Origin of the sequence: Pandoraea norimbergensis, from assembly GCF_001465545.3 — a bacterium.
GTDB lineage: Bacteria > Pseudomonadota > Gammaproteobacteria > Burkholderiales > Burkholderiaceae > Pandoraea > Pandoraea norimbergensis.
Genome location: NZ_CP013480.3, coordinates 4,762,449 through 4,789,057, shown reverse-complemented (window position 1 = coordinate 4,789,057; position 26,609 = coordinate 4,762,449). Strand labels below are relative to the sequence as shown.

The 26,609-nt window shown below is 58.8% G+C and carries 18 protein-coding genes, 3 tRNA genes, 3 rRNA genes and 1 pseudogene; 16 read left to right on the top strand and 9 right to left on the bottom strand.

The window, feature by feature from the left end; all coding sequences use genetic code 11:
- The first annotated feature begins 214 nt into the window (after positions 1-214).
- A complete protein-coding gene (locus AT302_RS20875; protein ID WP_058375657.1) occupies positions 215-1,477 on the top strand; it encodes a DUF1835 domain-containing protein in 1,263 nt (420 codons plus the stop codon).
- Positions 1,478-1,552: 75 nt separating this feature from the next.
- The gene (locus AT302_RS20870) at positions 1,553-1,987 is read left to right on the top strand and encodes a GNAT family N-acetyltransferase (protein ID WP_058375656.1); all 435 of its coding nucleotides are present in this window, start codon (positions 1,553-1,555) and stop codon (positions 1,985-1,987) included.
- 53 nt (positions 1,988-2,040) lie between these two features.
- Here AT302_RS20870 and AT302_RS20865 read toward each other — a convergent pair whose 3' ends face one another.
- The gene (locus AT302_RS20865; RefSeq protein WP_058375655.1) at positions 2,041-2,382 is read right to left on the bottom strand and encodes a zinc ribbon domain-containing protein YjdM; all 342 of its coding nucleotides are present in this window, start codon (positions 2,380-2,382) and stop codon (positions 2,041-2,043) included.
- A gap of 91 nt (positions 2,383-2,473) precedes the next feature.
- Between AT302_RS20865 and AT302_RS20860 the strand changes: the two genes are divergently transcribed.
- The 3 genes from AT302_RS20860 to AT302_RS20850 all read left to right on the top strand — a co-directional run bounded on the left by AT302_RS20860 (position 2,474) and on the right by AT302_RS20850 (position 3,945).
- Complete coding sequence (locus tag AT302_RS20860; RefSeq protein WP_157125843.1) at positions 2,474-2,812, top strand: hypothetical protein; 339 nt, start codon at positions 2,474-2,476, stop codon at positions 2,810-2,812.
- A gap of 94 nt (positions 2,813-2,906) precedes the next feature.
- On the top strand, positions 2,907-3,446 hold the full coding sequence (locus AT302_RS20855) for a GNAT family N-acetyltransferase (protein WP_058375653.1): 540 nt from the start codon (positions 2,907-2,909) through the stop codon (positions 3,444-3,446).
- Positions 3,447-3,549: 103 nt separating this feature from the next.
- Entirely contained in the window at positions 3,550-3,945 is a 396-nt protein-coding gene (locus AT302_RS20850; RefSeq protein WP_058375652.1) for a VOC family protein, read from the top strand.
- An 81-nt stretch (positions 3,946-4,026) separates the two neighbouring features.
- Here the strand turns inward: AT302_RS20850 and AT302_RS20845 are convergent.
- Positions 4,027-4,103 (bottom strand) — tRNA-Met (locus tag AT302_RS20845).
- 193 nt (positions 4,104-4,296) lie between these two features.
- Entirely contained in the window at positions 4,297-5,025 is a 729-nt protein-coding gene (locus AT302_RS20840; protein WP_058375651.1) for a transporter, read from the bottom strand.
- A 402-nt stretch (positions 5,026-5,427) separates the two neighbouring features.
- On the opposite strand from AT302_RS20840, the gene AT302_RS20835 reads away from it, so the two are divergent.
- Positions 5,428-5,886: a metal-dependent hydrolase gene (locus AT302_RS20835; protein WP_058375650.1), complete on the top strand. Its 459-nt coding sequence runs from the start codon at positions 5,428-5,430 to the stop codon at positions 5,884-5,886.
- A 93-nt stretch (positions 5,887-5,979) separates the two neighbouring features.
- Here the strand turns inward: AT302_RS20835 and AT302_RS20830 are convergent, their stop codons facing one another.
- Positions 5,980-6,990, bottom strand: coding sequence for a serine/threonine protein kinase (locus tag AT302_RS20830; RefSeq protein ID WP_058375649.1), 1,011 nt, complete (start codon positions 6,988-6,990; stop codon positions 5,980-5,982).
- 606 nt (positions 6,991-7,596) lie between these two features.
- Between AT302_RS20830 and AT302_RS20825 the strand changes: the two genes are divergently transcribed.
- From AT302_RS20825 to rrf, 5 genes are all read left to right on the top strand, one after another.
- Positions 7,597-9,129: ribosomal RNA gene (locus AT302_RS20825) — 16S ribosomal RNA — on the top strand.
- A 64-nt stretch (positions 9,130-9,193) separates the two neighbouring features.
- Positions 9,194-9,270: transfer RNA gene (locus tag AT302_RS20820), tRNA-Ile, on the top strand.
- Between the two features lie 112 nt (positions 9,271-9,382).
- Positions 9,383-9,458: transfer RNA gene (locus AT302_RS20815), tRNA-Ala, on the top strand.
- Between the two features lie 274 nt (positions 9,459-9,732).
- Positions 9,733-12,611 (top strand): 23S ribosomal RNA (locus AT302_RS20810).
- 140 nt (positions 12,612-12,751) lie between these two features.
- Positions 12,752-12,864, top strand: a 5S ribosomal RNA gene (rrf, locus tag AT302_RS20805).
- The 16S, 23S and 5S rRNA genes sit together here with 2 tRNA genes alongside, the layout of an rRNA operon.
- Positions 12,865-13,943: 1,079 nt before the next feature.
- Here rrf and AT302_RS20795 read toward each other — a convergent pair.
- Positions 13,944-16,025, bottom strand: coding sequence for an OPT family oligopeptide transporter (locus AT302_RS20795; protein ID WP_058375647.1), 2,082 nt, complete (start codon positions 16,023-16,025; stop codon positions 13,944-13,946).
- 327 nt (positions 16,026-16,352) lie between these two features.
- On the opposite strand from AT302_RS20795, the gene AT302_RS20790 reads away from it, so the two are divergent.
- On the top strand, positions 16,353-17,867 hold the full coding sequence (locus AT302_RS20790; protein ID WP_058375646.1) for an MFS transporter: 1,515 nt from the start codon (positions 16,353-16,355) through the stop codon (positions 17,865-17,867).
- 61 nt (positions 17,868-17,928) lie between these two features.
- On the opposite strand, the gene AT302_RS20785 is transcribed toward AT302_RS20790, so the two are convergent.
- Together AT302_RS20785 and AT302_RS20780 are read right to left on the bottom strand one after the other, a co-directional pair.
- Positions 17,929-18,375, bottom strand: coding sequence for a type II 3-dehydroquinate dehydratase (locus AT302_RS20785; RefSeq protein ID WP_058375645.1), 447 nt, complete (start codon positions 18,373-18,375; stop codon positions 17,929-17,931).
- 34 nt (positions 18,376-18,409) lie between these two features.
- Positions 18,410-19,849, bottom strand: coding sequence for an MFS transporter (locus AT302_RS20780; protein ID WP_084656369.1), 1,440 nt, complete (start codon positions 19,847-19,849; stop codon positions 18,410-18,412).
- Between the two features lie 226 nt (positions 19,850-20,075).
- Between AT302_RS20780 and AT302_RS20775 the strand changes: the two genes are divergently transcribed.
- Positions 20,076-20,858, top strand: a complete 783-nt coding sequence (locus AT302_RS20775; protein ID WP_058375644.1) for an IclR family transcriptional regulator — start codon at positions 20,076-20,078, stop codon at positions 20,856-20,858.
- 33 nt (positions 20,859-20,891) lie between these two features.
- Here AT302_RS20775 and AT302_RS20770 read toward each other — a convergent pair whose 3' ends face one another.
- Positions 20,892-22,136 carry a serine hydrolase gene (locus AT302_RS20770; protein WP_064674984.1) on the bottom strand — a complete coding sequence of 415 codons (1,245 nt, stop codon included), beginning with the start codon at positions 22,134-22,136 and terminating at the stop codon, positions 20,892-20,894.
- Between the two features lie 356 nt (positions 22,137-22,492).
- Between AT302_RS20770 and AT302_RS20765 the strand changes: the two genes are divergently transcribed.
- The 3 genes and pseudogenes from AT302_RS20765 (at position 22,493) to AT302_RS20755 (ending at position 24,860) form a co-directional block, all read left to right on the top strand.
- Positions 22,493-23,323 carry a MetQ/NlpA family ABC transporter substrate-binding protein gene (locus tag AT302_RS20765; protein WP_058375643.1) on the top strand — a complete coding sequence of 277 codons (831 nt, stop codon included), beginning with the start codon at positions 22,493-22,495 and terminating at the stop codon, positions 23,321-23,323.
- Positions 23,324-23,341: 18 nt separating this feature from the next.
- A pseudogene (locus AT302_RS20760) lies at positions 23,342-24,142 on the top strand (methionine ABC transporter ATP-binding protein); the annotation flags it as partial.
- A 73-nt stretch (positions 24,143-24,215) separates the two neighbouring features.
- Positions 24,216-24,860 (top strand): methionine ABC transporter permease, encoded by a 645-nt coding sequence (locus AT302_RS20755; protein ID WP_058379821.1) that lies wholly within the window; start codon positions 24,216-24,218, stop codon positions 24,858-24,860.
- 87 nt (positions 24,861-24,947) lie between these two features.
- Here the strand turns inward: AT302_RS20755 and ggt are convergent, their stop codons facing one another.
- The gene (gene ggt, locus AT302_RS20750) at positions 24,948-26,570 is read right to left on the bottom strand and encodes a gamma-glutamyltransferase (protein ID WP_371328738.1); all 1,623 of its coding nucleotides are present in this window, start codon (positions 26,568-26,570) and stop codon (positions 24,948-24,950) included.
- Positions 26,571-26,609: the final 39 nt, after the last annotated feature.

Here is a 26,609-nt window from a genome sequence, read left to right as displayed (position 1 = left end):
TGGTCACTCATTTTCGCGATTATAGGCATCCTGCGTTGAGGAAAGCACAGCAGTGGCGCTGCACTTCGTTCGGCATCCGGTTGATGTAGAATCGGCCACGGCGTGCAACCGCGCCTCCATTCCGCGGAAAGGGTTCTGCCCAGGTAAAGCGTTTCACCGCATTTTTCATGCGACTCCCGGCCAATGAGCGGATACGGCTATCTTTGGAGATCGTATGCCTCAAGACCTTCGCGCGACGGCGCAAAACGGTTACATCGACCTTGCGCAGTTGCGCAAGCGTGCCAAGCAACGCCTCAAACAATTGCAGGAACAAGGCCCGTCTGTCGGGCAAAACGCGCTGCTGCATCGTGGCGCATCGCCAGTGCTCGCCGATGCGCAATGGCTGATTGCGCGTGAGCTGGGTTTCGCCAGTTGGCCGAAACTCAAGGCTCATGCCGATGCCATTGAGTTCGCCGCGCGGCATCCTCAATTTGCTGCTGACGATGAAGCCGGCACGCAGCATTGGCGTTGCGGAAACGACATCGCGCACAGTCTGCGCGTGGCCGGGTTTCAAGGCGAATTCCACATGTTTGCCGACCCGTACTGCATGGGGCCGGTGCCGGATGTGCCGCTGGCGGCGCTGATTGAGACGCGCTGTGAGTTCATCAGTCAGTGTTTCGATATTCCGTTGCAAGCTGCGAGGCGGCGAGCGCAGAGCGAGTACGGCGCGTTGTCCCGAATCTCTCAGGCCAAACGTGCTGTGCTGTGGTGCGAGGCCGATGCTTACGACCAGTTGGCTCTGATTGCGGTGCTCGCGAACATGACGCGGCGGCCCGAGCGGTTGGAATTGATCGAGATCGACAGTGTCCCGGGCGTGGACCGATTCGTCGGCATGGGCCAATTGGCGCCGCAAGTGCTGGCGTGGCTCTGGCCGCGCCGCCGGGTGCTGCATGACGACGCGTTTTCGTTGGCGCGCACCGCGTGGGAGGCTTACCGGGCTTCGACGCCGCAGGCTTGGGCGGAACTCTGTCGGGAGGCGAATTCCGCGCTACCGCTTCCACTACTCGTGCCCGCGCTTAAACGCCAGTTGCAGGAGTTGCCGTCCCTGCACGATGGTCTGGGACTGACCGAGCGACTTGCGCTGGAAATCATTCGCGAGGGCGAGGGCATCACGCTTGCGCAGGTGTTTTCTGAGCTGACCTTGCGACGCGACCCGCTGCCGTTTCTGGGGGACACGATGTTCTACGCGATGATGCGTGGCCTGACTGAGGGACGGCATCCTCTCATCGCAGAATTCGATGCCGACGCGCAACTGGCGCGCGAAAAGCGCGTCGTTCGGTTGACGCCGTTAGGCGAGCAGGTGCTGCACGGCGGCGCCTACTGGCCGGACTATGCGGAGACCACGCGATGGGTGGGTGGCGTACGGATCGAGCCTCGCGCCACGCATTGGGCGCTGGATGAGAATCTCAAGCCGGTGCTGAGGCAGCCTTCCCGCTGATCTGGGGAACTGGCGATAATCGGGGCATTGACGCGCCAATGTTCCGTACTGATCTGATTGCGACCCCATTCAACTATGTTCTCAATCCATCAAGTGACATCTCTTCCGCCGCAGTTAGCTGAACTGGAACGGGAGGCATCGGCGCAAGGCTACCGATTTATCGGGCGCTTGATGGATGACTGGCGTAACGGGAGCAATCGGTTCGACAAGCCGGGAGAGTGTCTGCTCGTGGCTGCGGACAACGGCGTGCTGGCGGGGATCGGTGGATTGAACATCGATCCTTATCTGCCCGGCGGGACAACGGCGCGCCTGCGCCGTCTTTACGTCGCGAACGCGTTTCGACGTCGCGGTATCGGCGAGGCCCTTGTTGCCGCGTTGCTGAAAAAGGCTTCGCCTCAGTTTCATCAGGTGCGGCTGACGACGGATACGGAATCTGCCGCAGTCTTCTATGTTCGGCTGGGCTTTACTGCTGTTGACGACGCAACGGCGACACACGTGAAGACGCTATGAGGCACGCGGTGCGGTTGCCGGTTGATCGGCAAGCGCACCGTTGGCGTGGTTCGTTAAACCTTTTTGACGAATTCCGTCTTCAGGCTCATGGCGCCAAAGCCGTCGATCTTGCAATCGATGTCGTGATCGCTGTCCACCAGCCGGATGTTCTTTACCTTGGTTCCCATCTTGATCACGCCGCCGGAGCCTTTCAGCTTCAGGTCTTTGATGACCGTCACGGTGTCGCCGTTTTGCAGAACGGTGCCGGTCGAATCGCGATAAGCCTTTTCGGTCGGCTCGGCCGTCGTGGCCGCTTGCGCAGACCATTCGTGTGCACATTCCGGGCAGATGCAGAGGCCCCCGTCTTCATACGTGAACTCGGAATTGCATTTCGGACAGGGAGGCAATGCGCTCATAGCGGAATCCTTGGGGCAGACGGAAGCATTTAGAGCGCGAGAGTATAACGCCAGCGTTGGCTAAAGATGCTGGCGCCCGGGACGTTATGCCATGTACGTTCATCCCAATCCATCAGACACTATGCGTTCATCGTTAATGATCCATCCCACGCTGCCGGCGCGACAGGTTAAATGTGGTTTCAATAACGGTGCGCTGCTATTCGGGACCTTGTGGGCATATACCGAAGGGCTGATGGTGCAAGGTGGACGCATGGCCGCGGCCGATGCAGCGGCGGCCATCTTCGTCTATGCCGGACAACCAGCGTTGGTGGTGGCCGGATTGATCCTGTTCGCGGCGAAGAATGTCTACGCGGCACGTCATGGGGGCACGTGGATACGCACTCAACTCGTTCGCCAAGGCTATCGTGAGGCAGATGTCGAACGTGCATGACGAATCGCTATTCGCTATCGATCGCGTGACGCAGGATCAACGCGGAGAATCGCAGTAGTATCGGACGACGGTTTTCTTCTCAGATCATCCGATCATGCGAATCGATCATCCTCCACCGTTGAATGTCGCCGGCATTTCTCTCCGGCAACTTGAGCGTGCCGATCTGGGCGCCTGGTATTCCTATTTGCAGCTACCCAGCGTTGTCGAACACACCAGTTGGAATCTGCAATCCTCCCAAGACCTGATGCCGATGTTTGATTCGTTGGAATCGACTTCCCGCGAATCCATTCGTCGTATGGCGGTCGTCGACAATGCCTCGAATGAGCTGATCGGCACGATCGGATTTCACACGATTTCCGAGCGAAACAGGACAGCAGAAATCGCCTATGACCTTGCACCGTCTCATTGGGGACGCGGTATTGCGCGTGCAATTTGTTCCGCGGTGACACAGTGGGGATTCGAGGTGAATAATTGGGTTCGTATTCAGGCCGTGGTTCTCGAAACCAATGTGAGATCGGCCGCCGTGCTTAACGCGTGCGGCTATCAGACGGAGGGGGTGTTGCGTGCCTATCGAATGGTTCGTGGCACGCCGGGCGACTTTGTCATCTATTCGCGGTTGGCGACAGACGAGTAAATCGCTGATTCGACCGTAGCGTTGCGGATTTGCGGGCGACGAGCCATACCTGCCGATTCGTGAAGATTGTCAGTGCGGGGTGTCTGGAAGGAGGTGCGTGTTTATGTCCGATACCAATGTGTTACGTCCGTTCGCGTTCGTTCTTGCCGTGCCGAGCATTGAACGCAGCGCGGCATACTTCAGCGAAGTTCTTGGGTTTCAGGTGGAGTGGGCAGAGGCTTCCGATTGGCGGCTCGTTTCCCGAGGTGCGGTTCGCATTATGCTGGGCGGCTGCCCGAATGCCCAGCCGCCGTCGCAGATTGGCGATCATAGCTACTTCGGCTATATGGAAGTCGACGACGTCGATGCGCTGTACAAAGAGTTCGCGCTGAAAGAGGCGATTCTTCTGATGCCCCCCACAGATCGCCCCTATGGGATGAGGGAATTCACCATCGCGACGCCCGACGGACATCGATTCGTTGTGGGGCAGGTGATCGGTCAGCGTAAGGCTGACGAATGAGGTTTAGCGTTCCCGCTAACGCATTTCGATCGTGGAATAACAAAAGCCCGTTGATCTTGCGATCAACGGGCTTTTCGTATTTGGTTGCGGGGACAGGATTTGAACCTGTGACCTTCGGGTTATGAGCCCGACGAGCTGCCAGACTGCTCCACCCCGCGTCTGAGAGATAGAATAATACGGGAATAATGCGCATCGTGTCAAACGTTTATGACATTTATTTTAAGGACACCCGCAATATCATGCGCGACACGTGCATTTCTCCCGCCTCTCACGCATCTTGTTCAGTCGGTATACAGGAGGCGTAAAGGCACGGGTCAGGGCGCTGACCGTGGCTGAGCGTGAGGCGTCCAATCACCAGCGAATCGTGACCCCTGCCTGCACGGAGTGGTCCAACGATGCCGGATTCAAGCCGCGTTTGTACCCCACATCGAGATCGAGATCTTTCGTCGGGCTGTAGATCGCGCCGACCAGTGCGTAGGCGGGGCGCGTAGTCGACGTCGGGTCGGTGTTCGTTTGATAGCCGACGTCCAATGCCACTCGGAACTTGTCGGTCACACTGAACAGCACTGCTGCCGAGGCATTCCACAGGTTTTTCCGATTCCCGTCCCGGTTGTCGTTCCAGGTGTAGCCCGCGTTGGCGAGAAACGTCCAGCGGTCGAGATCGTATTGCATCAGCAGATTGGCGCCGGTGGTTGCCCGGCCGTTACCCAGGCCGCGATCATGACTTGCCGTGGGCAGCGTTACGAACGGCTTCAGGCCGAGACTCCAGTGGTCTCCTTCCAGAAAACGCCACTTGGCTTGCAATTGCGGATCGGCAAATCCGTTGGTCCACCCGGCGCCATCGGGACGATTGCGTTGATACGGCGCCTGAATCGCGATATCCAGATTCGGTAACACACCGTAGGTCAGCGTCGAATTCCATTGCTGCTGGCGTGCACTGGCAAGCGTCGTCCATTCACTGCTGAGTTCCAGCTGCCAGTTACCGGTGTCTTGGGTGCCGGTGTCATCCGTCACGAGCGGGTTCATCGCGTTTGCGCCAAGCGGGGCGAGGGCTGCGGCGAGGATCAGAAGCTTCTTCATTGAAAACTCCGGCTGGCAATTCGTTGGCCAGACGTTGGATTTTTTGCGCCGCCACGTGTGGTGTGGGCCAAACGTGGTGTTGGGGACGGCTTATCGGAAAACGAAACAGTCGGGCGGATCGTACGTGGCGGCGCTGGGCAGCGTCAACCGCGATTGAATGACATGGGGCACTCCGCGTGGGCTGGCGCCGTGCGAGTCACGACGATGTCATGGCAATGTGTTCGCGGAACTTGCGTAATGGTCGAAACGTCGTAGGAAGCCGCCCGCGTCGGTGATAGACTCCGCCGCCCTTCACGTTGTGGCACATCTCGTGTGCGAGCAGGGCGTCGCGATACCTTGTCTTTTTGCTGATGGCGAGTGTCGAGGATGTTGTGTCATGGCTCTCCCACTCTCTTCTTCCTCATGCAAGCCAGAAGTCATCTTATTTTCGGTATCGGCGCGACGTGGCTGATGCACCGTACCGGCTGGGCGGCCAGCGTTCATGCGTGGCCGTTGACGCTCGTCGGCGCGCTGCTGCCCGATATCGATCATCCCAAAAGTATGTTGGGACGACGGCTTGCCCCCGTGTCCTTTGCGATCTCCAGTGTGTTCGGACATCGCGGCATGACGCATTCGTTGCTACCGCTGATGTTGTTCGTGGCGGCGTGCGTTTACGGCTGGGGCCATGTGCCACCTTGGGCATTGGCGCTTTGTGCCGGGTATCTGTCCCATCTGCTCGCCGATTGGCTGACGCCCTCGGGTGTGCCGCTTTGTTGGCCATTGCGCACACGATTTCGCTCGCCGCTATATGTGACGACGGGGTCGTCAGCGGAGTGGTGCGTCGCCGCCGCGCTCGCCTTCGCCATGTGGCGATGGTGGTGAGCCGAGCGGTTAGCGCTTAGCGGCTGGCGATTGCTGGCCTGAGCGGATGGGCGAGACGGTTGTGGCTTGCCGTGTTGTGGTGCGGCGAGGCGTTTAGCGCCAAACGAGAGGCGGCTCGTCCATCAATGCGACCTGCTCGCGCAGTTCCAGTACACGGTCTTGCCAGTAGCGTTGCGTGTTGAACCACGGAAATGCGAACGGGAACGCGGGGTCATCCCAGCGACGTGCCAGCCAGGCGCTGTAGTGGAGCAGGCGCAGTGTGCGCAGGGCTTCCGTCAGATGCAGCTCGCGCACGTTGAACTCGGCGAAATCCTCGTACCCGCTCAGGACTTCGTCGAGTTGCATCGTCATCTCGCTGCGGGTGCCGGAGAGCAGCATCCACAGATCCTGCATCGCCGGTGCCATACAGGTGTCGTCGAAGTCTACGAAGTGGGGGCCGGCATCTGTCCACAATACGTTGCCACCGTGGCAGTCGCCGTGGACCCTCAGCAGTTTCACATCGCCCGCCCGCTCATACGCGCGGGCAACACCGTCCAGCGCGAGATCGACGATGGCGCGCCATGCGTCGCGCAGATCGGCGGGGATGAAGTTGTGTGTCCATAGATAATCGACCGGGCCGCGACCGTAGGTGTCGATGTCCAGCGTCAGGCGATGCTGGAACGGCTGCGTTGCGCCGACCGCGTGAATGCGGCCCAGAAAGCGGCCAAGCCAGCTGAGCGTGTCCGGGTCCTGAAGTTCTGGTGCTCGACCGCCGCGCCGGGGGAATACGGCAAAGCGAAAGCCGTCGAAGTGGTGCAGTGTCTTGCCGTCGATGACGAGCGGTGCCACGACCGGGATCTCGCGTTCTGCCAGTTCCTGTGTGAAAGCGTGCTCCTCGAGAATGGCGTCATCGGTCCAGCGGGCAGGGCGGTAGAACTTCGCGATGAGAGGCGGCCCGTCTTCCATGCCGACCTGATAGACGCGGTTCTCATAACTATTGAGCGCGAGCAGACGCCCGTCGCTATAACTACCGAGATGCTCGACGGCGCTAATCACCGTATCGGGGAGGAGTGCCGCGAACGGATGGGCGTGGCTGGGGGCCTGCTGCGAAAGATCGGAGTTCATGCGCGCTATTGTGCCAAAGGCTTGGACGCCGGGGCGCACTGACACCTCTATATATAGGGAGGCCGGGAATTGACCGGTCGAGACGGACGGGAAATCAGCCAGAAGCGGACTATTTTCAAAATAGTTTCACAAACCCCTTGCCAGCGTCGCCGAACCTGACTAATATCTCGTCTCTCGCAACGACAGCGACGCAGCGAAAGCAGCGAAGCAGAAGGAAGCGACGGGCTGGAAAGCCCGGTGGTTAGTGGTTTTAGAGCTTGTGAGTCGCTACGGCGGCGAGCGAAAAGAAGCGAAAAAAACTGTTGACGACGACGAGAAGCTGCGACATAATCTCACTTCTCTGCTGCTGATGCAGCGACGCAGAAAACGAAGCGACGGCGCGGTAATGATGCGACGAAGCGAAGTTCGAAGCGATTGATCTTTAAAAATTGAACAACCGATAAGTGTGGGCACTCGATGAAAAGTGCGTCTGCTTCGGCAGATAAGCTTTAAATTTATTGAGGCTCACATAGTAATAGGTAAGTTAAGTAATTAACTTGTCAGCATACTTTGAGAGCGACCGGTTCAAGTGATTTATCACGAAAAACCGAAAACAGTAACAGGTTTAAACTGAAGAGTTTGATCCTGGCTCAGATTGAACGCTGGCGGCATGCCTTACACATGCAAGTCGAACGGCAGCACGGGTGCTTGCACCTGGTGGCGAGTGGCGAACGGGTGAGTAATACATCGGAATGTACCTTGTAGTGGGGGATAGCTCGGCGAAAGCCGGATTAATACCGCATACGCTCTGAGGAGGAAAGCGGGGGACCTTCGGGCCTCGTGCTACAAGAGCAGCCGATGTCAGATTAGCTTGTTGGTGAGGTAAAAGCTCACCAAGGCGACGATCTGTAGCTGGTCTGAGAGGACGACCAGCCACACTGGGACTGAGACACGGCCCAGACTCCTACGGGAGGCAGCAGTGGGGAATTTTGGACAATGGGCGAAAGCCTGATCCAGCAATGCCGCGTGTGTGAAGAAGGCCTTCGGGTTGTAAAGCACTTTTGTCCGGAAAGAAATCCTTTGGGTTAATACCTCGGGGGGATGACGGTACCGGAAGAATAAGCACCGGCTAACTACGTGCCAGCAGCCGCGGTAATACGTAGGGTGCAAGCGTTAATCGGAATTACTGGGCGTAAAGCGTGCGCAGGCGGTTTTGTAAGACGGATGTGAAATCCCCGGGCTTAACCTGGGAACTGCATTCGTGACTGCAAGGCTAGAGTATGGCAGAGGGGGGTAGAATTCCACGTGTAGCAGTGAAATGCGTAGAGATGTGGAGGAATACCGATGGCGAAGGCAGCCCCCTGGGCCAATACTGACGCTCATGCACGAAAGCGTGGGGAGCAAACAGGATTAGATACCCTGGTAGTCCACGCCCTAAACGATGTCAACTAGTTGTTGGGGATTCATTTCCTTAGTAACGAAGCTAACGCGTGAAGTTGACCGCCTGGGGAGTACGGTCGCAAGATTAAAACTCAAAGGAATTGACGGGGACCCGCACAAGCGGTGGATGATGTGGATTAATTCGATGCAACGCGAAAAACCTTACCTACCCTTGACATGTACGGAATCTTGCTGAAAGGTGAGAGTGCTCGAAAGAGAGCCGTAACACAGGTGCTGCATGGCTGTCGTCAGCTCGTGTCGTGAGATGTTGGGTTAAGTCCCGCAACGAGCGCAACCCTTGTCCTTAGTTGCTACGCAAGAGCACTCTAAGGAGACTGCCGGTGACAAACCGGAGGAAGGTGGGGATGACGTCAAGTCCTCATGGCCCTTATGGGTAGGGCTTCACACGTCATACAATGGTCGGTACAGAGGGCTGCCAAATCGCGAGATGGAGCTAACCCCAGAAAACCGATCGTAGTCCGGATCGCAGTCTGCAACTCGACTGCGTGAAGTTGGAATCGCTAGTAATCGCGGATCAGCATGTCGCGGTGAATACGTTCCCGGGTCTTGTACACACCGCCCGTCACACCATGGGAGTGGGTTTTGCCAGAAGTAGGTAGCCTAACCGTAAGGAGGGCGCTTACCACGGCAGGATTCATGACTGGGGTGAAGTCGTAACAAGGTAGCCGTAGGGGAACCTGCGGCTGGATCACCTCCTTTCTAGAGCATGCACTGGAAGTTGAGTGTTCACGCTTATCGGTTGTTGACTGCGTAGATCTAAGTCGGGTCTGTAGCTCAGGTGGTTAGAGCACCGTCTTGATAAGGCGGGGGTCGAAGGTTCAAGTCCTTCCAGACCCACCAATCTCTTTCCACCGACGCCTGGTAGAAAGAAATTAGGCTGAGGCAAGGCACAAAAAGCTGCCGCATACATTGGTATGCAAAGGTTTTTGTAACGCCGCATCAGACTGATTTTGGGGGCATAGCTCAGCTGGGAGAGCACCTGCTTTGCAAGCAGGGGGTCGTCGGTTCGATCCCGTCTGCCTCCACCAATTCCTTAGATCACACATCGATGTCAGTCAAAAGCTTTTACGTCTGCGGTAAATCCCAACGAATGTGAATGTTTTTGAATGACAGCAATGTCATGCAGTTATTTGTTCTTTAACAATTTAGAAGAAGTAGTAGTACAACGGAAACGCGTTAGAGATGGCGCGTGGAAATTGTACGGGTTGTGATTGTATCAACTAGTATTTAAGTGATCGAAAGATGACTTGGAATACGGCACAACGCTAAAACTCAACCTGTAACGAGACATTCTCGTTATAGGGTCAAGCGAATAAGTGCATGTGGTGGATGCCTTGGCGATTACAGGCGATGAAGGACGCGATAGCCTGCGAAAAGTTGTGGGGAGCTGGCAAATAAGCTTTGATCCACAAATGTCCGAATGGGGAAACCCGGCCCGAATGGGTCATCCTAGACTGAATACATAGGTCTAGCGAAGCGAACGCGGCGAACTGAAACATCTAAGTAGCTGCAGGAAAAGAAATCAACCGAGATTCCCAAAGTAGTGGCGAGCGAAATGGGACCAGCCTTCAAGATTTAGCACCGGTGTTATCAAAACGGAATGGAAAGTCCGGCCATAGTGGGTGATAGCCCCGTATGAGAAAACCCTGGTGTGGAACTAAGCTTGAGAAAAGTAGGGCGGGACACGTGAAATCCTGTCTGAAGATGGGGGGACCATCCTCCAAGGCTAAATACTCGTAATCGACCGATAGTGAACCAGTACCGTGAGGGAAAGGCGAAAAGAACCCCGGGAGGGGAGTGAAATAGATCCTGAAACCGCATGCATACAAACAGTCGGAGCCTCGTAAGGGGTGACGGCGTACCTTTTGTATAATGGGTCAGCGACTTACATTCAGTGGCAAGCTTAACCGAATAGGGAAGGCGTAGCGAAAGCGAGTCCGAATAGGGCGTTCAGTCGCTGGGTGTAGACCCGAAACCAAGTGATCTATCCATGGCCAGGATGAAGGTGCGGTAACACGTACTGGAGGTCCGAACCCACTAATGTTGAAAAATTAGGGGATGAGCTGTGGATAGGGGTGAAAGGCTAAACAAACTTGGAAATAGCTGGTTCTCTCCGAAAACTATTTAGGTAGTGCCTCGTGTATCACCTTCGGGGGTAGAGCACTGTCATGGTTGAAGGGTCCATTGCGGATTACTTCGCCATAGCAAACTCCGAATACCGAAGAGTGCAATCACGGGAGACAGACATCGGGTGCTAACGTCCGGTGTCAAGAGGGAAACAACCCAGACCGCCAGCTAAGGTCCCTAAATATTGCTAAGTGGGAAACGAAGTGGGAAGGCTAAAACAGTCAGGAGGTTGGCTTAGAAGCAGCCACCCTTTAAAGAAAGCGTAATAGCTCACTGATCGAGTCGTCCTGCGCGGAAGATGTAACGGGGCTAAGCAATATACCGAAGCTGCGGATGCGAGCTTGCTCGCATGGTAGGAGAGCGTTCTGTAAGCCTGTGAAGGTGTCTTGTGAAGGATGCTGGAGGTATCAGAAGTGCGAATGCTGACATGAGTAGCGATAAAGGGGGTGAAAGGCCCCCTCGCCGTAAGCCCAAGGTTTCCTACGCAACGTTCATCGGCGTAGGGTGAGTCGGCCCCTAAGGCGAGGCAGAGATGCGTAGCTGATGGGAAGCAGGTTAATATTCCTGCACCGTCGTATGATGCGATGGGGGGACGGATCGCGGAAGGTTGTCCGGGTGTTGGAAGTCCCGGTCCCTGTATTGGAGAAGGCGCTTAGGCAAATCCGGGCGCGGAATTCAAGGATATGGGGCGAGTGAACTTGTTCACGAAGCAATTGGAAGTGGTTCCAAGAAAAGCCTCTAAGCTTCAGTCATACGAGACCGTACCGCAAACCGACACAGGTGGGCGAGATGAGTATTCTAAGGCGCTTGAGAGAACTCGGGAGAAGGAACTCGGCAAATTGGTACCGTAACTTCGGGATAAGGTACGCCCTTGTAGCTTGACTGGCCTGCGCCAGGAGGGTGAAAGGGTTGCAATAAACTGGTGGCTGCGACTGTTTAATAAAAACACAGCACTCTGCAAACACGAAAGTGGACGTATAGGGTGTGACGCCTGCCCGGTGCCGGAAGATTAAATGATGGGGTGCAAGCTCTTGATTGAAGTCCCGGTAAACGGCGGCCGTAACTATAACGGTCCTAAGGTAGCGAAATTCCTTGTCGGGTAAGTTCCGACCTGCACGAATGGCGTAACGATGGCCACACTGTCTCCTCCCGAGACTCAGCGAAGTTGAAGTGTTTGTGATGATGCAATCTACCCGCGGCTAGACGGAAAGACCCCATGAACCTTTACTGTAGCTTTGCATTGGACTTTGAACCGGTCTGTGTAGGATAGGTGGGAGGCTTTGAAGCAGGAACGCTAGTTTCTGTGGAGCCATCCTTGAAATACCACCCTGGTTTGTTTGAGGTTCTAACCTAGGTCCGTAATCCGGATCGGGGACAGTGCATGGTAGGCAGTTTGACTGGGGCGGTCTCCTCCCAAAGTGTAACGGAGGAGTACGAAGGTACGCTAGGTACGGTCGGAAATCGTGCTGATAGTGCAATGGCAAAAGCGTGCTTAACTGCGAGACTGACAAGTCGAGCAGGTGCGAAAGCAGGTCATAGTGATCCGGTGGTTCTGTATGGAAGGGCCATCGCTCAACGGATAAAAGGTACTCTGGGGATAACAGGCTGATACCGCCCAAGAGTTCATATCGACGGCGGTGTTTGGCACCTCGATGTCGGCTCATCTCATCCTGGGGCTGTAGCCGGTCCCAAGGGTATGGCTGTTCGCCATTTAAAGAGGTACGTGAGCTGGGTTTAAAACGTCGTGAGACAGTTTGGTCCCTATCTGCCGTGGGCGTTGGAAGTTTGAAGGGGGCTGCTCCTAGTACGAGAGGACCGGAGTGGACGAACCTCTGGTGTACCGGTTGTCACGCCAGTGGCATCGCCGGGTAGCTATGTTCGGAAGAGATAACCGCTGAAAGCATCTAAGCGGGAAACTCGCCTTAAGATGAGACTTCCCTAGGAACTCGATTCCTTTGAAGGGTCGTTCAAGACCAGGACGTTGATAGGTCAGGTGTGGAAGCGCAGTAATGCGTTAAGCTAACTGATACTAATTGCCCGTAAGGCTTGATCCTATAACCAGTGTGTTTTGTGCTGGTGTGAGTTGCGTGTGCCCATAACGAGGCTGATACGCTCACAACCCAACTACATGTAGTACTACGCTTCTTCTGAATTGGTTTTGTTGCACGCAGTGCAGCAGAACATACAAGTTATGCCTGATGACCATAGCGAGTTGGAACCACCCCTTCCCATCCCGAACAGGACCGTGAAACGACTCCACGCCGATGATAGTGCGGATACCCGTGTGAAAGTAGGTAATCGTCAGGCTCCCCTAAAGACCCCTTGCTACAACGCGTAGCAAGGGGTTTTTGCTTTGTGTCGACAGAATTCGGGAACGTCGCAGCATCGCGCGGTGACAGTCAAATCCTGCCGTAAAACACGGTGTCGAGCTCAGATCGAGCAGCTGGTACGTGCCGTGACGTCCATCGAGTTCTTGGCGCCAACCACAGCACGTCGGTGCGCATCGGCCATCTGCGTGGGAACCGGTAACGGAGCGTCGACAGCTAACCTTGCTGAACGCAAAGCGACATCAATAGCTGATCTACAGGCCACGTCCCAGAACCCTGGGATCGATCGATGGTTGATTCATAGGTCACCTCACTGAACGCTGGGATCGATCGATGGTTGACCCACGGGCCACCCTCACTGAACGCCGGCATGGATCAATAGATGATTGATAAGCCGGGTCTATTGAGGATTGAAAACCGCCGGTCGATCCGCGTTTCCTTTCGATACTGGAAGTGCAATCGATGCGCTGAGTGGTCAGATATCTTCCGTTGGATCTTCGTCGTGAGGCGAACATGGCCACACGGTTGATACAGGCTCGCTGGCTTGCCCATCCCTTCCTGCTCAGCCTTAAACAAGACGCGTAAAACGTGAGTATCGGTCCATACGGTGATCGAACCGAGCCTTGTACTCAGGTTCATCGAGTACACCTGTATCGACATCGCTATTTGATATCGCTATGAACGGACGTTGTGTTGATTTACGTGTGGGCGCGCTCATTCCTGATTTCGCGTGATTAGAGCGAGATCGAGGAGAGGTTGGGAGTTGTTGGGCTGTTACGCGAGGGAGAGGCGCGAGGCCATCTACAGTGAAGTCGAGATTGGACTTTTGTGGCCTAGCTTGATGTTCAGAATGTTAGAGACGTTCAGAATCCAAGAACTACAATATCTACGCACTACGCACTACGCACTACGCACTACGCACTACGCACTACGCACTACGCACTACGCACTACCGGTGACGTTGCGTCTTAACTGGAGTTGGTCGGGTATCGAAGCGTTCGACACCCGACCTGGTGCCGACAAACAGCGCAGTGAGTAACTACCGCAAACCACCGTTTTTTATCGCGGTACGGCAGCCAATACGCGGCGAACCAGCACTACGCACACGGCGGCAAATGCTGCGAATGCGATCCAATCGGCTGTCCTGGCAAACCCGCTGCCTACGATCGCCAACGGTGCATCCGAGCCAGTAAATCCAACCACCATTGCCATCGCTACACCCACAAGGCTTTCGCCGACAATCAGGCCGGATGCCAGCAATACACCACGTCGTTCAGCGGCGTCCGCGTATGGTCCGAAATCTTTGCCATGCGCTTTCGCACGCGCCTTCATTACCCGGTGCGAAATCCAACCCAATACCGAACCGATCACCAATGCCGAACCAATCGTCGGCGGCAGGTAAATACCAATCCCCACGGCAATCACCGGCAACCGCGCAACGCCACCGCGCTTTGCCAACATCGCGTCGATGGCAATCATCACTAGCCCCACCACCGCACCAATGCCCAGCATCGACCAGTCGAGTTGATGCGTGAAGATGCCCTTGGCGATCGCCGTCATCAGAATGGCCTGCGGCGCCGACAAGGCCTGCGACGGATCCATCCCGGCGCGCGGCAACGCATCCGTAAAGCCATACGCGTTGTAGAGCAGATTCAACACCGGCGGAATCACCGCCGCGCCAACCACACACCCCACCAGCAGTGCCACCTGCTGACGCCACGGCGTCGCACCCACGAGCCAACCCGTCTTCAGATCTTGCAAGTTGTCGTTCGAAATCGTGGCAATCGCGATAACAGCCGCCGTCGTGAATAGCGCCAGCGCAATCGCCAGCTTGCCGCCGGCCGTCGTATCAAGCAGGCCGCTCGCCTGACTCACGCTGAGAATCAACAACGAGACCAGCACCACCGCGACGATACCGATGCCGGAAATCGGACTCGCCGAAGACCCGACCAGCCCCGCCATGTAACCGCAAGCCGCAGCAACCAAAAAGCCGAAGACGACGGCGAACACCACGCTGCAAGCCACCAGCGTCGCAATGCCGCCCACCGACAACGGTGCGTCCGCAAGGAACACGCCGAACGTCACCACCCAGACGGCCACGCAAACCAGCGTCAAACCAATGACCCAGCGCGGCGAAAGATCCTGTTCCGTCCGGCCGAGTTTCGCACCCGTGCCGCGAGCCCGCGACTGTCCCAACGCCGCGAACGACGTCTTGACACCCTCGACCATGGGCTTGGCAAGCGTAATAAGCGTCCAGACAGCAGCCACACCGATGGTACCCGCGCCAATGAATCGCACTTTGTGCTGCCAGAGCCCGTTCGCGAATGCTGCCATCGCTTGCCCGTCGGTATTGGGCGTAATCGACGTCAGCACCGGCACCGCAATGCCCCAGCTCAATAGGATGCCGAGCAGAATCGCCAGACCCGAAACAATCCCAATCAGATAGCCCGCGCCAATCAGTGCCAGTGAAAAGCCACTGGTCAGGCGAAACACCGCCGTGCCGGCAGGAATCCACGCGGTAATGCTTTCACCAAAGATCTTCAGTCCATTCGTGGCGAATGCGAACAACGCCGATACCACACCACCAAACGCAATCTCGCGCACGCCGCTACCACCCGCCGCATTCGATTGACGATCCGATTGACCGTCAGCGGAATTCGAAGACGACGCATCGTCGCCTTCACTGCCGACACGAAGAATTTCAGCCGCCGCCACACCTTCCGGATAAGGCAGATCGCTATCCACGACCATCGCGCGTCGCAACGGAATGGTGAAGAGCACACCGAGAATGCCGCCCGACGCGCAAATCGCGAGCGTCAAACCAAATGGAAAGCCTTGCCAATGACCAATCATTAACAGGCCCGGCAAAACGAAAATGATCGACGAGAGCGTGCCGGCCGCAGACGCCTGCGTCTGCACCATATTGTTCTCGAGGATATTGCCGCCACGCAGCGCGCGCAGCACGGCCATCGAGATCACGGCCGCCGGAATGGACGATGAAAAGGTGAGGCCGACTTTCAAGCCGAGATAAACATTGGAGGCGGTGAACACCACGGTGATCAGCGCGCCAAGAATCATGCCGCGTACCGTTAATTCAGGTAGCGAAACTGCGTCGGGAATACGAGTCGGTTGAGAAGCCATGTGTACGAATTAGGGGGGATTTTCGCCCGATGGGAATGTGGCGCAGATTGTATGCGTCCGGCTGTCATGCCGCCAGTCTTGACGGCCGTGATTGTGCGCCTGCTCGAATCCCACTTCTAAATCCCAAATGCAGCGGCCAATCCAATGCGAAACCCCGTTATCCACAAGAATTGGCTAAATATCGCGCACACCCATCTACTTTTCGGATGGAATCTAACTTTTCCTAATTCATTTAATGATGGATGATTCGGGTTTTCCCTTGGGCATAACAAAGCCCGGATCCACCAAGGCGAATACAAAGGGATCCGCGCATAAAGGAGTTCTTCGATGTCCAGTCTGCATACCTCTTCGCATCCGGTGCCTCAAACCAGCGACCGTCGTCGCTGGCTGGTGCTCGCGATCGTTTCGGTGGCGCTGCTGCTCATCGTGATCGACATGACGGTGCTCTACACGGCACTGCCGCGTCTGACCCACGATCTTGCAGCGACGGCGTCCGCCAAGCTGTGGATCGTCAACGCATACGCGCTTGTCGTCTCGGGCCTCTTGCTCGGCATGGGCACGCTCGGTGACCGCCTCGGTCACAAGCGTCTGTTCATCGCGGGGCTGGCCGTCTTCGGTATCGCCTCACTGGCGGCAGCTTTCTCACCCGACGCCAACCTGTTGATCGCCGCTCGCGCACTGCTTGGCGTAGGTGCCGCGATGATGATGCCGGCGACGCTCTCTCTTATTCGCCTCACGTTTGCCGATTCGCGCGAACGTGCGTTGGCCATCGGCATCTGGGCGTCGGTCGCGTCCGGCGGTGCCGCGTTCGGCCCGGTCGTGGGCGGCGCGCTGCTCGAACACTTCTGGTGGGGCTCGGTCTTCCTGATCAACGTACCGATCGTGTTGCTGGCGCTGCCGCTGGCGTACTGGCTGATTCCGAAAGGTGGTGCGACGTCGACGCAGCCGTGGGACTGGTTCGGTTCCGTGCTCTTCATGGTGGGGCTGGTCGGTTTGACCTATGCGATCAAGACGGCCGGCAAGCCTTCTCCCGACTGGTCGACAGTGGGCGTGGCGCTTGTCGTGGGCGGTGTTTTCCTCGCGGCGTTCGTGCGCCGTCAACAACGCAGTGCCCACCCGTTGCTCGACTTCAAACTGTTCCGCAATCCGGCATTCGCAAGCGCTGTCGTCGCGGCGCTCGTCGCATCGGCATCGCTGATCGGGATGGAACTGGTGTTCAGTCAACGTCTGCAACTGGTGCTCGGCTACTCGCCGCTCGAAGCCGGCTGGGCCATCGTGCCGTTGCCGCTCGCCGCCTTCGTCGCTGGGCCGATTGCCGGTCAACTGCTGCCGCGTCTGGGTGGCGCCCGTATGCTGCCGATCGCGTTGCTGATCTCGGGGATCGGGATGGCGGGCTATCTGTTCGTACGCGACATGGGGCTGATGCCGTCGATCGTCACACTGGCCATTCTCGGCTTCGGCGTCGGCGCGACGATGACCGCTGCGTCGAGCACGATCATGCAGAGTGCGCCGCCGGAACGTGCCGGGATGGCGGCCTCGGTTGAGGAAGTCTCGTACGAACTGGGTGGGGCGTTGGGTGTGACGTTTATGGGCAGTCTGCTGTCATTCGTGTACGCCCGTGGCATGCAAGTGCCACAGACCGATGCACTGCCGAGCGTAGTGCGCGATAGCCTCGACGAGGCGCAGATCGTTGCCGAACAACTGCCGGCGGCACTCGCCGAGTCGCTTACGCGTCTGGCGAATACCGCCTTCGATCAAGGCTTCAATGCCGTGATCGCGGCGGCAGCCATCTTGCTGATCGCTACCGCCGCGTGGGGACGCTGGCACGCCCGAGCGCGTTAATGCAACGCCGGTGCAGCGCCACCGGCCGTTAACGCTTATGCGCTGAAAGGGACGCCAACGTCTAGCGCGCTGCCCTCAACATCCCGGCCATCGCGTGCAGTGCCAGCGGGTAGCACTGCACGCCGAGACCGCAGATCACGCCCGTCGCCACGGTCGAAATCAACGAGTGCCGGTAAATCTCATCGCGCTTGTGGATGTTGGTGATATGCACCTCGATCAACGGACGCTCAATGAGCTTCGCAGCGTCAAGCACCGGAATGGATCGGAACGAGAAGCCGGCCGGGTTGAGGATGACGCCCGCGCCGGCTTCGAACGCTTCCTGCAACCAGTCGATCATCGTGGCTTCGCTGTTCGTCTGCCGGAACTCGCACCGCAGTTCAAGCTGCGCGGCCACTGACCGCACGGTCGTTTCGATCTCGGCGAGCGTGGTGTGCCCGTAGAGGTGCGGCTCGCGCTTGCCGAGCATGTTGAGGTTCGGTCCGTTAAGGATGTAGACAAGATCGGACATGGTGGTGAATGCGTTTCCCGTGAAAGACAAATAATCAGTGGCTGTTGCGCATGCCATGCGCACCGTCGACTGGCGTGACGCGAGAAACGTTGGCCGCGCCGCCGGTGCCGAGCGTCGCCAAGTGTTCAGCCTCCGCGGCATCTCCCGTGAGCGCATGCGTCGAGTCGGTGCGGTGCATGTCGATGCCGCGTGTTTCCGGCCCGATCAGAATGGCGGCCAGCGAAATCACATTGAGCACAGCGCACAACGCCACAACGGCCCAAGGCGAACCGTTGCTGATCGAGAGCAGCCAGACGGCAACCATCGGCATCGGCCCGCCCGTGAGCAGATTGGCCCCGGTATAAGCGAGCGCCGAGCCCGAGTAACGGACGTTGGTCGGAAACGCCTCGGCAAATGCCACCGGCTGAATACCACTCTGGTACTGCGTGAAGCCGAGAAAGAGCCCCATGATCAGCAACATCGGCACGAAGCTGCGCGTGTCGAGCACGGAGAAATACACGAGCGAGATCAGCAGCGTGGCGCACGAGCCAATCGCCAGCGCCTTCTTGCGGCCGATCCGGTCACTCAGCGTGCCGCCGATCAGCGCACCGAAAATAGCGAAGATGTTCGCGCCCATGAGCAACATGAAAGCCGTCTGCTTCGGCACGCCAAGCGTCTTGGTGATGTAGCTCAGCGAGAACACCACAATCAGATAGAAGATCGCCGCAGGGCCGCAAAAGAACAGCGTCCAGCGAATGAGCGGCTTGTAATGCAGGCGCACGGCATCGCGCAGCGGGTTGCTCACCTTCACGACCTGCGTTGCCTGCTTCATCGCGGCAAACGCCGGGGTTTCGTGCACCTTGAGCCGGATGTACACGCCGACGATCACCAGCAAGACACTCATCACGAACGGCACACGCCATCCCCAAGACTCGAACGCCTCGGTCGAGAGCGATGCCGATAGCCCGAATAGCGCCGCGTTGGCGAGAATCTGACTCACGGGGGAGCAGATACCCAGCAGGCCGGAATATCGGCCGCGCCGGTCCGGACTCGCGTGTTCGATGGCCATGAGTTGGCCGCCCGTCGACTCGCCACCCAGTGCGAAGCCCTGCACGATGCGCAGCACCACCAGCAGAATCGGCGCCCACACACCGATTTGCGCGTACGTGGGCAGCAAGCCCATGAGCACCGACGCCACGCCCATGACCGATACCGTGGCGAGCATCAGATTACGCCGCCCGAACTTGTCGCCGAGCGAGCCGCAAATCACTGCGCCCAACGGGCGTGCCGCCAGTCCGACGCCGAACGTCGCCAGCGAAGCGAGCAGGGCCGATGTCGGCTCCATCGCGGGAAAGAACAGCTTCGGCAGCAAGGTCGCCGCCAACGCACCGTACAAAGTGAAGTCAAACCATTCGAGCGCGGTGCCGATGGTGGCGGCGGTGACCGCCCGTGTCTGCATCGACGCGTCCGACGCAGAGGTCGCTACGTGTGTCATGCCTGTCTCCTGACTATTTGATCTGTCGTCATGCCCCATCGTCGCAGTTGCGGAGCGCCGGGAAAATCGGCATCTGCCAGCACTGTGAGTCGAAGACGGGGGCCGCCCGGGCGTGTCCCGGGCTGGCAAGCGAGATAGTAATAAGCCTGTTGGAACGCTATTCCAGACTGGAATCACATGTCACAATGCGGAAAAATCGAACAACAAGCCCAAAAACGGAGACGGTATGAACGGCGTGATGGAGCGCACTCTCGCGATTCTCGAACTGCTCGCGCAGCAAGTCGGCGGTACGCCGCTGGCGTTCATCGCCGATGAACTCGATATCCCACGCAGTGCCTGCCACCGGTTGCTCACCGACCTGAAGGGGTTTGGTTACGTGCGCCAATTACGCGAACACGGCGACTATGTGCTGACGACCAAGCTGGTGGGGCTGGGGCTGAGCTTCCTGAGCACGTCGGGCATCATCGACATGGCGCAGGCGATTCTCGATCGACTGGCGGAGACGTCGGGTGAGTTGGTGCGTCTGGCCATCGTCGATGGCGATCGCCTCACGTGGGTCGCGAAAGCGCAGGGGGCGATGAAGGGGCTGAAGTACGACCCGGATATGGGGATGGACACCGTGCTGTCGTGTTCGGCCACCGGTCATGCATGGATGATGACGATGAGCGACGAGCGCGCCATGGCGTTGGTCAGCCGTCAGGGATTCGGGCAGCCGAAGGACTATGGCCCCAATGCGCCCACGACCGTGCAGGGACTGCTCACGTTCCTCGATGCCGCCCGGCAGCGCGGCTACGCCACCATCAACGAAGTGTTCGCGCCCGGGATGACCGCCATGGCGGCCCCGATTTTGCGCCGGGGCTATCCGGCGTTGGGCGTCATCAGTATTGCGGGCCCGCTGATTCGGCTCGACGAGGCGCGTATGGCGCGCCTCGGCCCCGCATTGCTGGCGGCCGCATCCGAGCTTGCCGCCGCGAGTCACGCCTCACCGCTGTTTGAGCGGATCAGCTGATCGATTCATCGAACGCAATCGCACGCCATGCAGTCACTGCAACGAGCACGACAACCAATGCGCGATGCGCACGCCGTCCAGACGTGAGCCTTCCGGCGTGTCGCTGCCGAGCATCGTGACGATGACGGGGCGGCGCTTGTGCACCATCACGCGCATGACCATGTTGTGGCCGGACTCATTGATAAAGCCGGTCTTCTGCACGCTTGCATGCACTTTTCCGTAGCGCACCAGCCGATTGGTATTCACGTACTGCAACTGGCCCTTGCCCGTGCGCACGAGTTGCTGATGATCGATCGAATACTGACGAATGAGCGGATAGCCATTCGAGGCACGCACCAGTCTTGCCAATTCACGCGCGGTGGATACGTTGCGCGGTGAAAGCCCCGTCGAATTCTCGAAGCGCGTATTCGGCATGTTGAGCGCCTTTGCCTTGGCATTCATCGCCGCAATAAACGCAGGACGACCGCCCGGATAATCACGGCTCATCGCTGCCGCCGCGCGGTTCTCCGACGCCATCAGCGAGATATGCAGCATGTCGCGACGCGTCAGCGTCGAGCCCACGGCCAGCCGTGAGTGCGTGAATTTCAGCGTGTCGAGATCGTCTCGCGTGACGGTGAGCGACTGTCGCATCGACGGTTGATTGTCGAGCCACACGACGGCTGTCATCAGTTTGGAAACCGAAGCGATGGGCATTACGCGATCGGCATTACGGGCGTAGAGCGGCGTATGCGTTTTCTCATCGACGATATAGACCGCCCGCGAAAACAGCCGCTTGCGCGAAGCCGGTGTGAAACCGCAGCGCGCCAGCAAGCGGGGCTGCGCATCGGTGCTGACCTGCTTGCCAGACGACACCTGCGCGGACGCCGATGGCGCTGTTACTGCCGTTGCCCCCGCAACCGCCGCTTTCGGTGGTAATGCCGCTGCCGCACGCCGTTTCGCCGCCGGCGCGCCACGCTTGGCGGCCGTTGCCGCGCGCGGCGGCGTCGCCTTGCGCGTCGCTTTTGTCCGAGCACTCGCCGCCGATTTCCTGACAGGCTTCTTCGCCGCCACCTTCGACGCCGCCTTTTTCTTCTTCGTCGCTTCCTGACGGCGTTTTCCTGCGCTGGTCTGATGTGCTGTCGCACCGAGCGCATCGCTCACTGGCAGCCCCGCAATGAGCAGAACGATGCCGAACAGCATCAGGCGAGCGAGCGCCACCACACGCGGGGACATGCGATACAGGCGGGGCAGGGTGGGGCTGAACAGCAGGGGTAACGTTGGGTCCCACAGGGCAGACATCTTCGGGCGGTTCCAGAAAAAGAAGGGGCGGATGGCAGCTGCACACGAAAAAGCGGCCACCTCGTGCAGCGCAGAACGGCGCACGAGAGCCGCCCACGAGAGGCGGGTGCAACACTTGGGGAATCCCTGTTGGACGATACGAGGCGCTGGAGTTCCTGTTCTTTCTCGCGGCGTATTACAAAAAGTTACAAGTGATTGCCAATCCACACGCGAAAGCTCCGCGCGCCCGGATGAATTAGCTTTCCGAAATTGGTTATTGGACGCTGCATGCGACCACTTCCTAGACTGTCTCTTCGCCTGAATCGGGCGCATCAATACAACGCGATCACAACGCAATCACGTCAGGGGAAATCACAATGCAACGCCGCCAACTCATTCGCTTGTTCGGCAGTCTTTCACTGGCCCTCTCCATCGGCACGATGGGCACCCTCGGCATGACGAGCGCGATGGCTGCCGACAAACCGCTCAAGGTGGGCGTACGCGGCGGCGTTGACGAAGAGATCTGGGAAGTGGTCACGAAGGTGGCAAAGTCGCGAGGCCTGAATGTCGAGACGGTTGTCGTCACCGGCACGGCCAGCCCCAACGAAGCGCTCAACAGCGGCGACCTCGATGCCAACTCGTTCCAGCACATCCCGTTCCTGCGCGATCAGGTCAAGCAGCGCGGCTACAAGATCGTGGCCGTGGGCGACACGCTGATCTCGCCCATCGCCTTCTATTCGAAGAAGTACAAGTCGCTCGAAGCACTGCCGGTCGGCGCCAAGATCGGTTTGCCGAACGACCCGAGCAACCAGACGCGTGCGCTCGTCATCCTGCGTGACCACGGTCTGATCAAGCTGCGCGACGGCTTCGATCCGTACACCGGCACGGCCACGCTGGCCGACGTCACCGCTAACCCGCGCAAGCTCGACTTCATCGAAAGCGCCTCCGTCGTGCTCGCGCGCTCGCTGCCCGACGTCGACGCTTCAGCCATCGTCAACAGCTTCGCGTATCAGGCGGGCCTGATCGCCACGCGCGACGGCATTGCGGTGGAAAAGCGCGAAAACAACCCGTACGTGAACATCATCGCCGTGCGCGAGAAGGACAAGAACGCGCCTTGGGTCGCCCCGTTGATCAAGGCTTATCAGTCGGAAGAAGTGCGCAAGTTCATCGAGACCAAGTATCAGGGCTCGGTCGTTCCGGCCTTCTGAACCAAGGAAAAATACGCGATGACGTTACGACAGACTGCCGCCGCCCCCGTCACGCGTTTGCCTACGGCAGCGCCGCGCGAGATTGCCCACATCACCTTCGACGCACTGGGCAAGGTGTACCCGGGCGCATCGAGCGCCGCACTGCACGACGTGTCGTTTGCCGTGCAGCGCGGTGAGAGCTTCGGCATCATCGGCCGTAGCGGGGCGGGTAAATCCACGCTGCTGCGCACGATAAACGCACTGGAAATCCCGAGTGAAGGGCACGTCAAAGTCGACGGTGTCGATGTGGCGACGCTCGACGAAGACGCCCTCGTCGGCTTGCGCCAGCGCGTGGGCATGATCTTTCAGCACTTCAACCTGCTCTCGGCAAAGACGGTGTTCGAGAACGTGGCGTTGCCGCTGCGCGTGGCCGGTGTGTCGAAAGCCGAGATCGCGCCACGTGTGAATGAGCTGTTGTCGCTGGTTGGGCTGACCGGCAAGGCCGACGCCTACCCGGCGATGCTCTCGGGCGGGCAGAAACAACGCGTGGGGATTGCGCGGGCGCTCGTGCACCGGCCGGAAATCCTGCTGTGCGACGAAGCGACGTCGGCACTCGACCCGGAAACGACCGACGCCATCCTCACACTGCTGCGCGACGTACAACGCGAGTTCGGCCTGACCGTGGTGCTGATCACGCACGACATGGGCGTGATTCATCAGGCTTGCGACCGCGTACTAGTGCTCGATCAAGGGCGCATTGCCGAACTGGGCCCGGTTGATGAGGTATTCGAGAACCCGTTGGCCGACGCCACCCGCGCATTGCTGCGACCGTTGCAACACGCGTGGCAGGGCCGCAATGCCGCAGCCGCGACACGTCAACGCGCCGTCTGAGCACCAACCGAAATATCACATCATGATCGACAAATACCTGCGCGCGCTGGGCGAGACCTTGCTGATGGTCACCAGCGCGTGCGCCATCGTTTTTGCCGCCGGCATGCTGATTGCCGTGGTGCTGGTGCTTACCGCGCCGGGTGGTCTGGCGCCGCGTCCGCGTTTCAATCGCGCGCTGTCCGTCGTCGTGAACCTGTTTCGCGCCGTGCCGTTCATCATTCTTCTCGTGGCACTGCTGCCGGTCACGCGCTGGCTCGTCGGCACGACCATGGGCACTTGGGCGGCGGTGGTGCCGCTGGCCGTGCACCTGATTCCGTTCTTCGCGCGCGTCACGCAAGTGGGGCTGCGCGAGATCGATCCGGGGCTGATCGAAGCAGCCCGTGCGATGGGGTGCCGCCGTTGGCACATCGTGCGCCACGTGCTGCTGCCCGAAGCGTTGCCGGCCATTCTCGGCGGTGCGACGGTGACGGTGATCGCGATGGTCGGCGCGTCGGCCATGGCCGGTGCCGTGGGGGCGGGTGGTCTGGGGGATCTGGCAGTGCGCTACGGCTACGAACGCTATGAGACGAGCGTGATGTTCAACGTGATCATCATTCTCGTGGCGCTGGTGACCTTCGTGCAATTTGCGGGCGAGCGTCTCGCGCGACGTGTCGACCATCGGCGATAGATGAAGCAAAAAATAAGGCAAAGAAATGGGGCCGCCTGAGTGAATCAGGCGGCCCCATCGTCATGCAGCGATCAGGTCATCAATCCATCAATACCCGAGCGCGAGACCCGTATTGCGGCGCGGATCGTTAGCACCGTAGAAGCGGTTCTTGCCAATCGGCTTGCCGCCCAGCGACGGAGCACCGACCAGAATCGCAGCGATGTGATTCGGGGGTTGCGGGCCGGCAAACTTCTGGCCCCAGCTCTCGAGAATCTTCTGCGTATCCGGGCTCAGGGCAAACGCTTCGATGTTGGTCGATTCCGGCATCCACTGCTGGTGGAAGCGCGGGGCATCCACGGCTTCTTGCAGGTTCATGCCGTAGTCGATCATGTTGAGCATCGTGAGCAGCGTGGCCGTAATGATGCGGCTGCCGCCCGGCGTACCGACGACCATCACCGTCTTGCCATCCTTGGTGACGATGGTCGGGCTCATCGACGACAGCGGGCGACGGCCCGGGCCGATGGCGTTCGCTTCACCCTGAATCAGGCCGTACATGTTGGGCACACCGACCTTGGACGTGAAGTCGTCCATCTCGTCGTTGAGCAACACGCCCGTGCCGTTAGCCATGACCTTCGCGCCGAACCAGTCGTTGAGCGTGTAGGTGACGGACACAGCATTGCCGTCCTTGTCGACGATCGAGTAGTGCGTCGTGTTGCTGCCTTCATGCGGCGGCACACCCGGCTTGATCTCTTGCGAGATACCGGCCTTCTGCGGGTTGATCGCGGCACGAATCTTCGCGGCGTAGTCCTTGTCGAGCAGATGCGCGAGCGGGTTCTTCACGAAGTCCGGATCGCCCAGATAGCTGTTGCGGTCGACGTAGGCATGACGCATGGCTTCGATGGTGTAGTGCACGCCCTGGGCCGAGTGATAGCCCAGTTCCTTCATCGGATAGCCTTCGAGGATGTTCATGATCTCGCAGATCACCACGCCGCCCGAGCTCGGGGGCGGGGCCGAGACCACGTGATAGCCGCGGTAATCGCATTCCACCGGGGCCAGTTCGCGCGTCTTGTACTGGTCGAGGTCGGCCTGCGTGATGATGCCGCCGCCTGCCTTCATCGAGGCCACCAGCTTGCTCGCGACTTCACCCTTGTAGAAACCGTCGGTGCCCTTGGCGCTGATCAGGCGCAGCGTGCGCGCGAGATCCTTCTGCACCAGACGCTCGCCTGGCTGGAACGGCTGACCCTTGTTCATGAAGATGGCGCCCGAGTTGGCGCGGTCTTTCTCGAAGTCTTTGGTCGACGTCCACAGCATGTCCACGTCGCCCTGATCGAGCACGAAGCCCTTGTCGGCCAGCGTGATGGCCGGCGAGATCAGTTGCTGACGCGTTTTCGTGCCGTACTTCTCACGTGCGTACTCCATGCCCGACACGGTGCCCGGCACACCCACAGCCAAATAGCCGGTGGTGGAGGCGCCCTTGATGACGTTGCCGTCCTTATCGAGGTACATGTTGGCGGTGGCAGCCAGCGGGGCCTTCTCGCGGAAGTCGAGGAAGGTCTTGCGGCCGTCGGCGAGTTGAATCGTCATGAAGCCGCCGCCGCCGATGTTGCCGGCTGCCGGGTACACCACGGCCAGCGCATAGCCCACGGCCACTGCGGCATCGATCGCGTTGCCGCCGGACTTGAGTACTTCGACGCCGACCTTCGATGCGATGTGCTGCGCGGTCACGACCATGCCGTTCTCGGCACCCACCGGCGCCTGCGACGCCGCGTG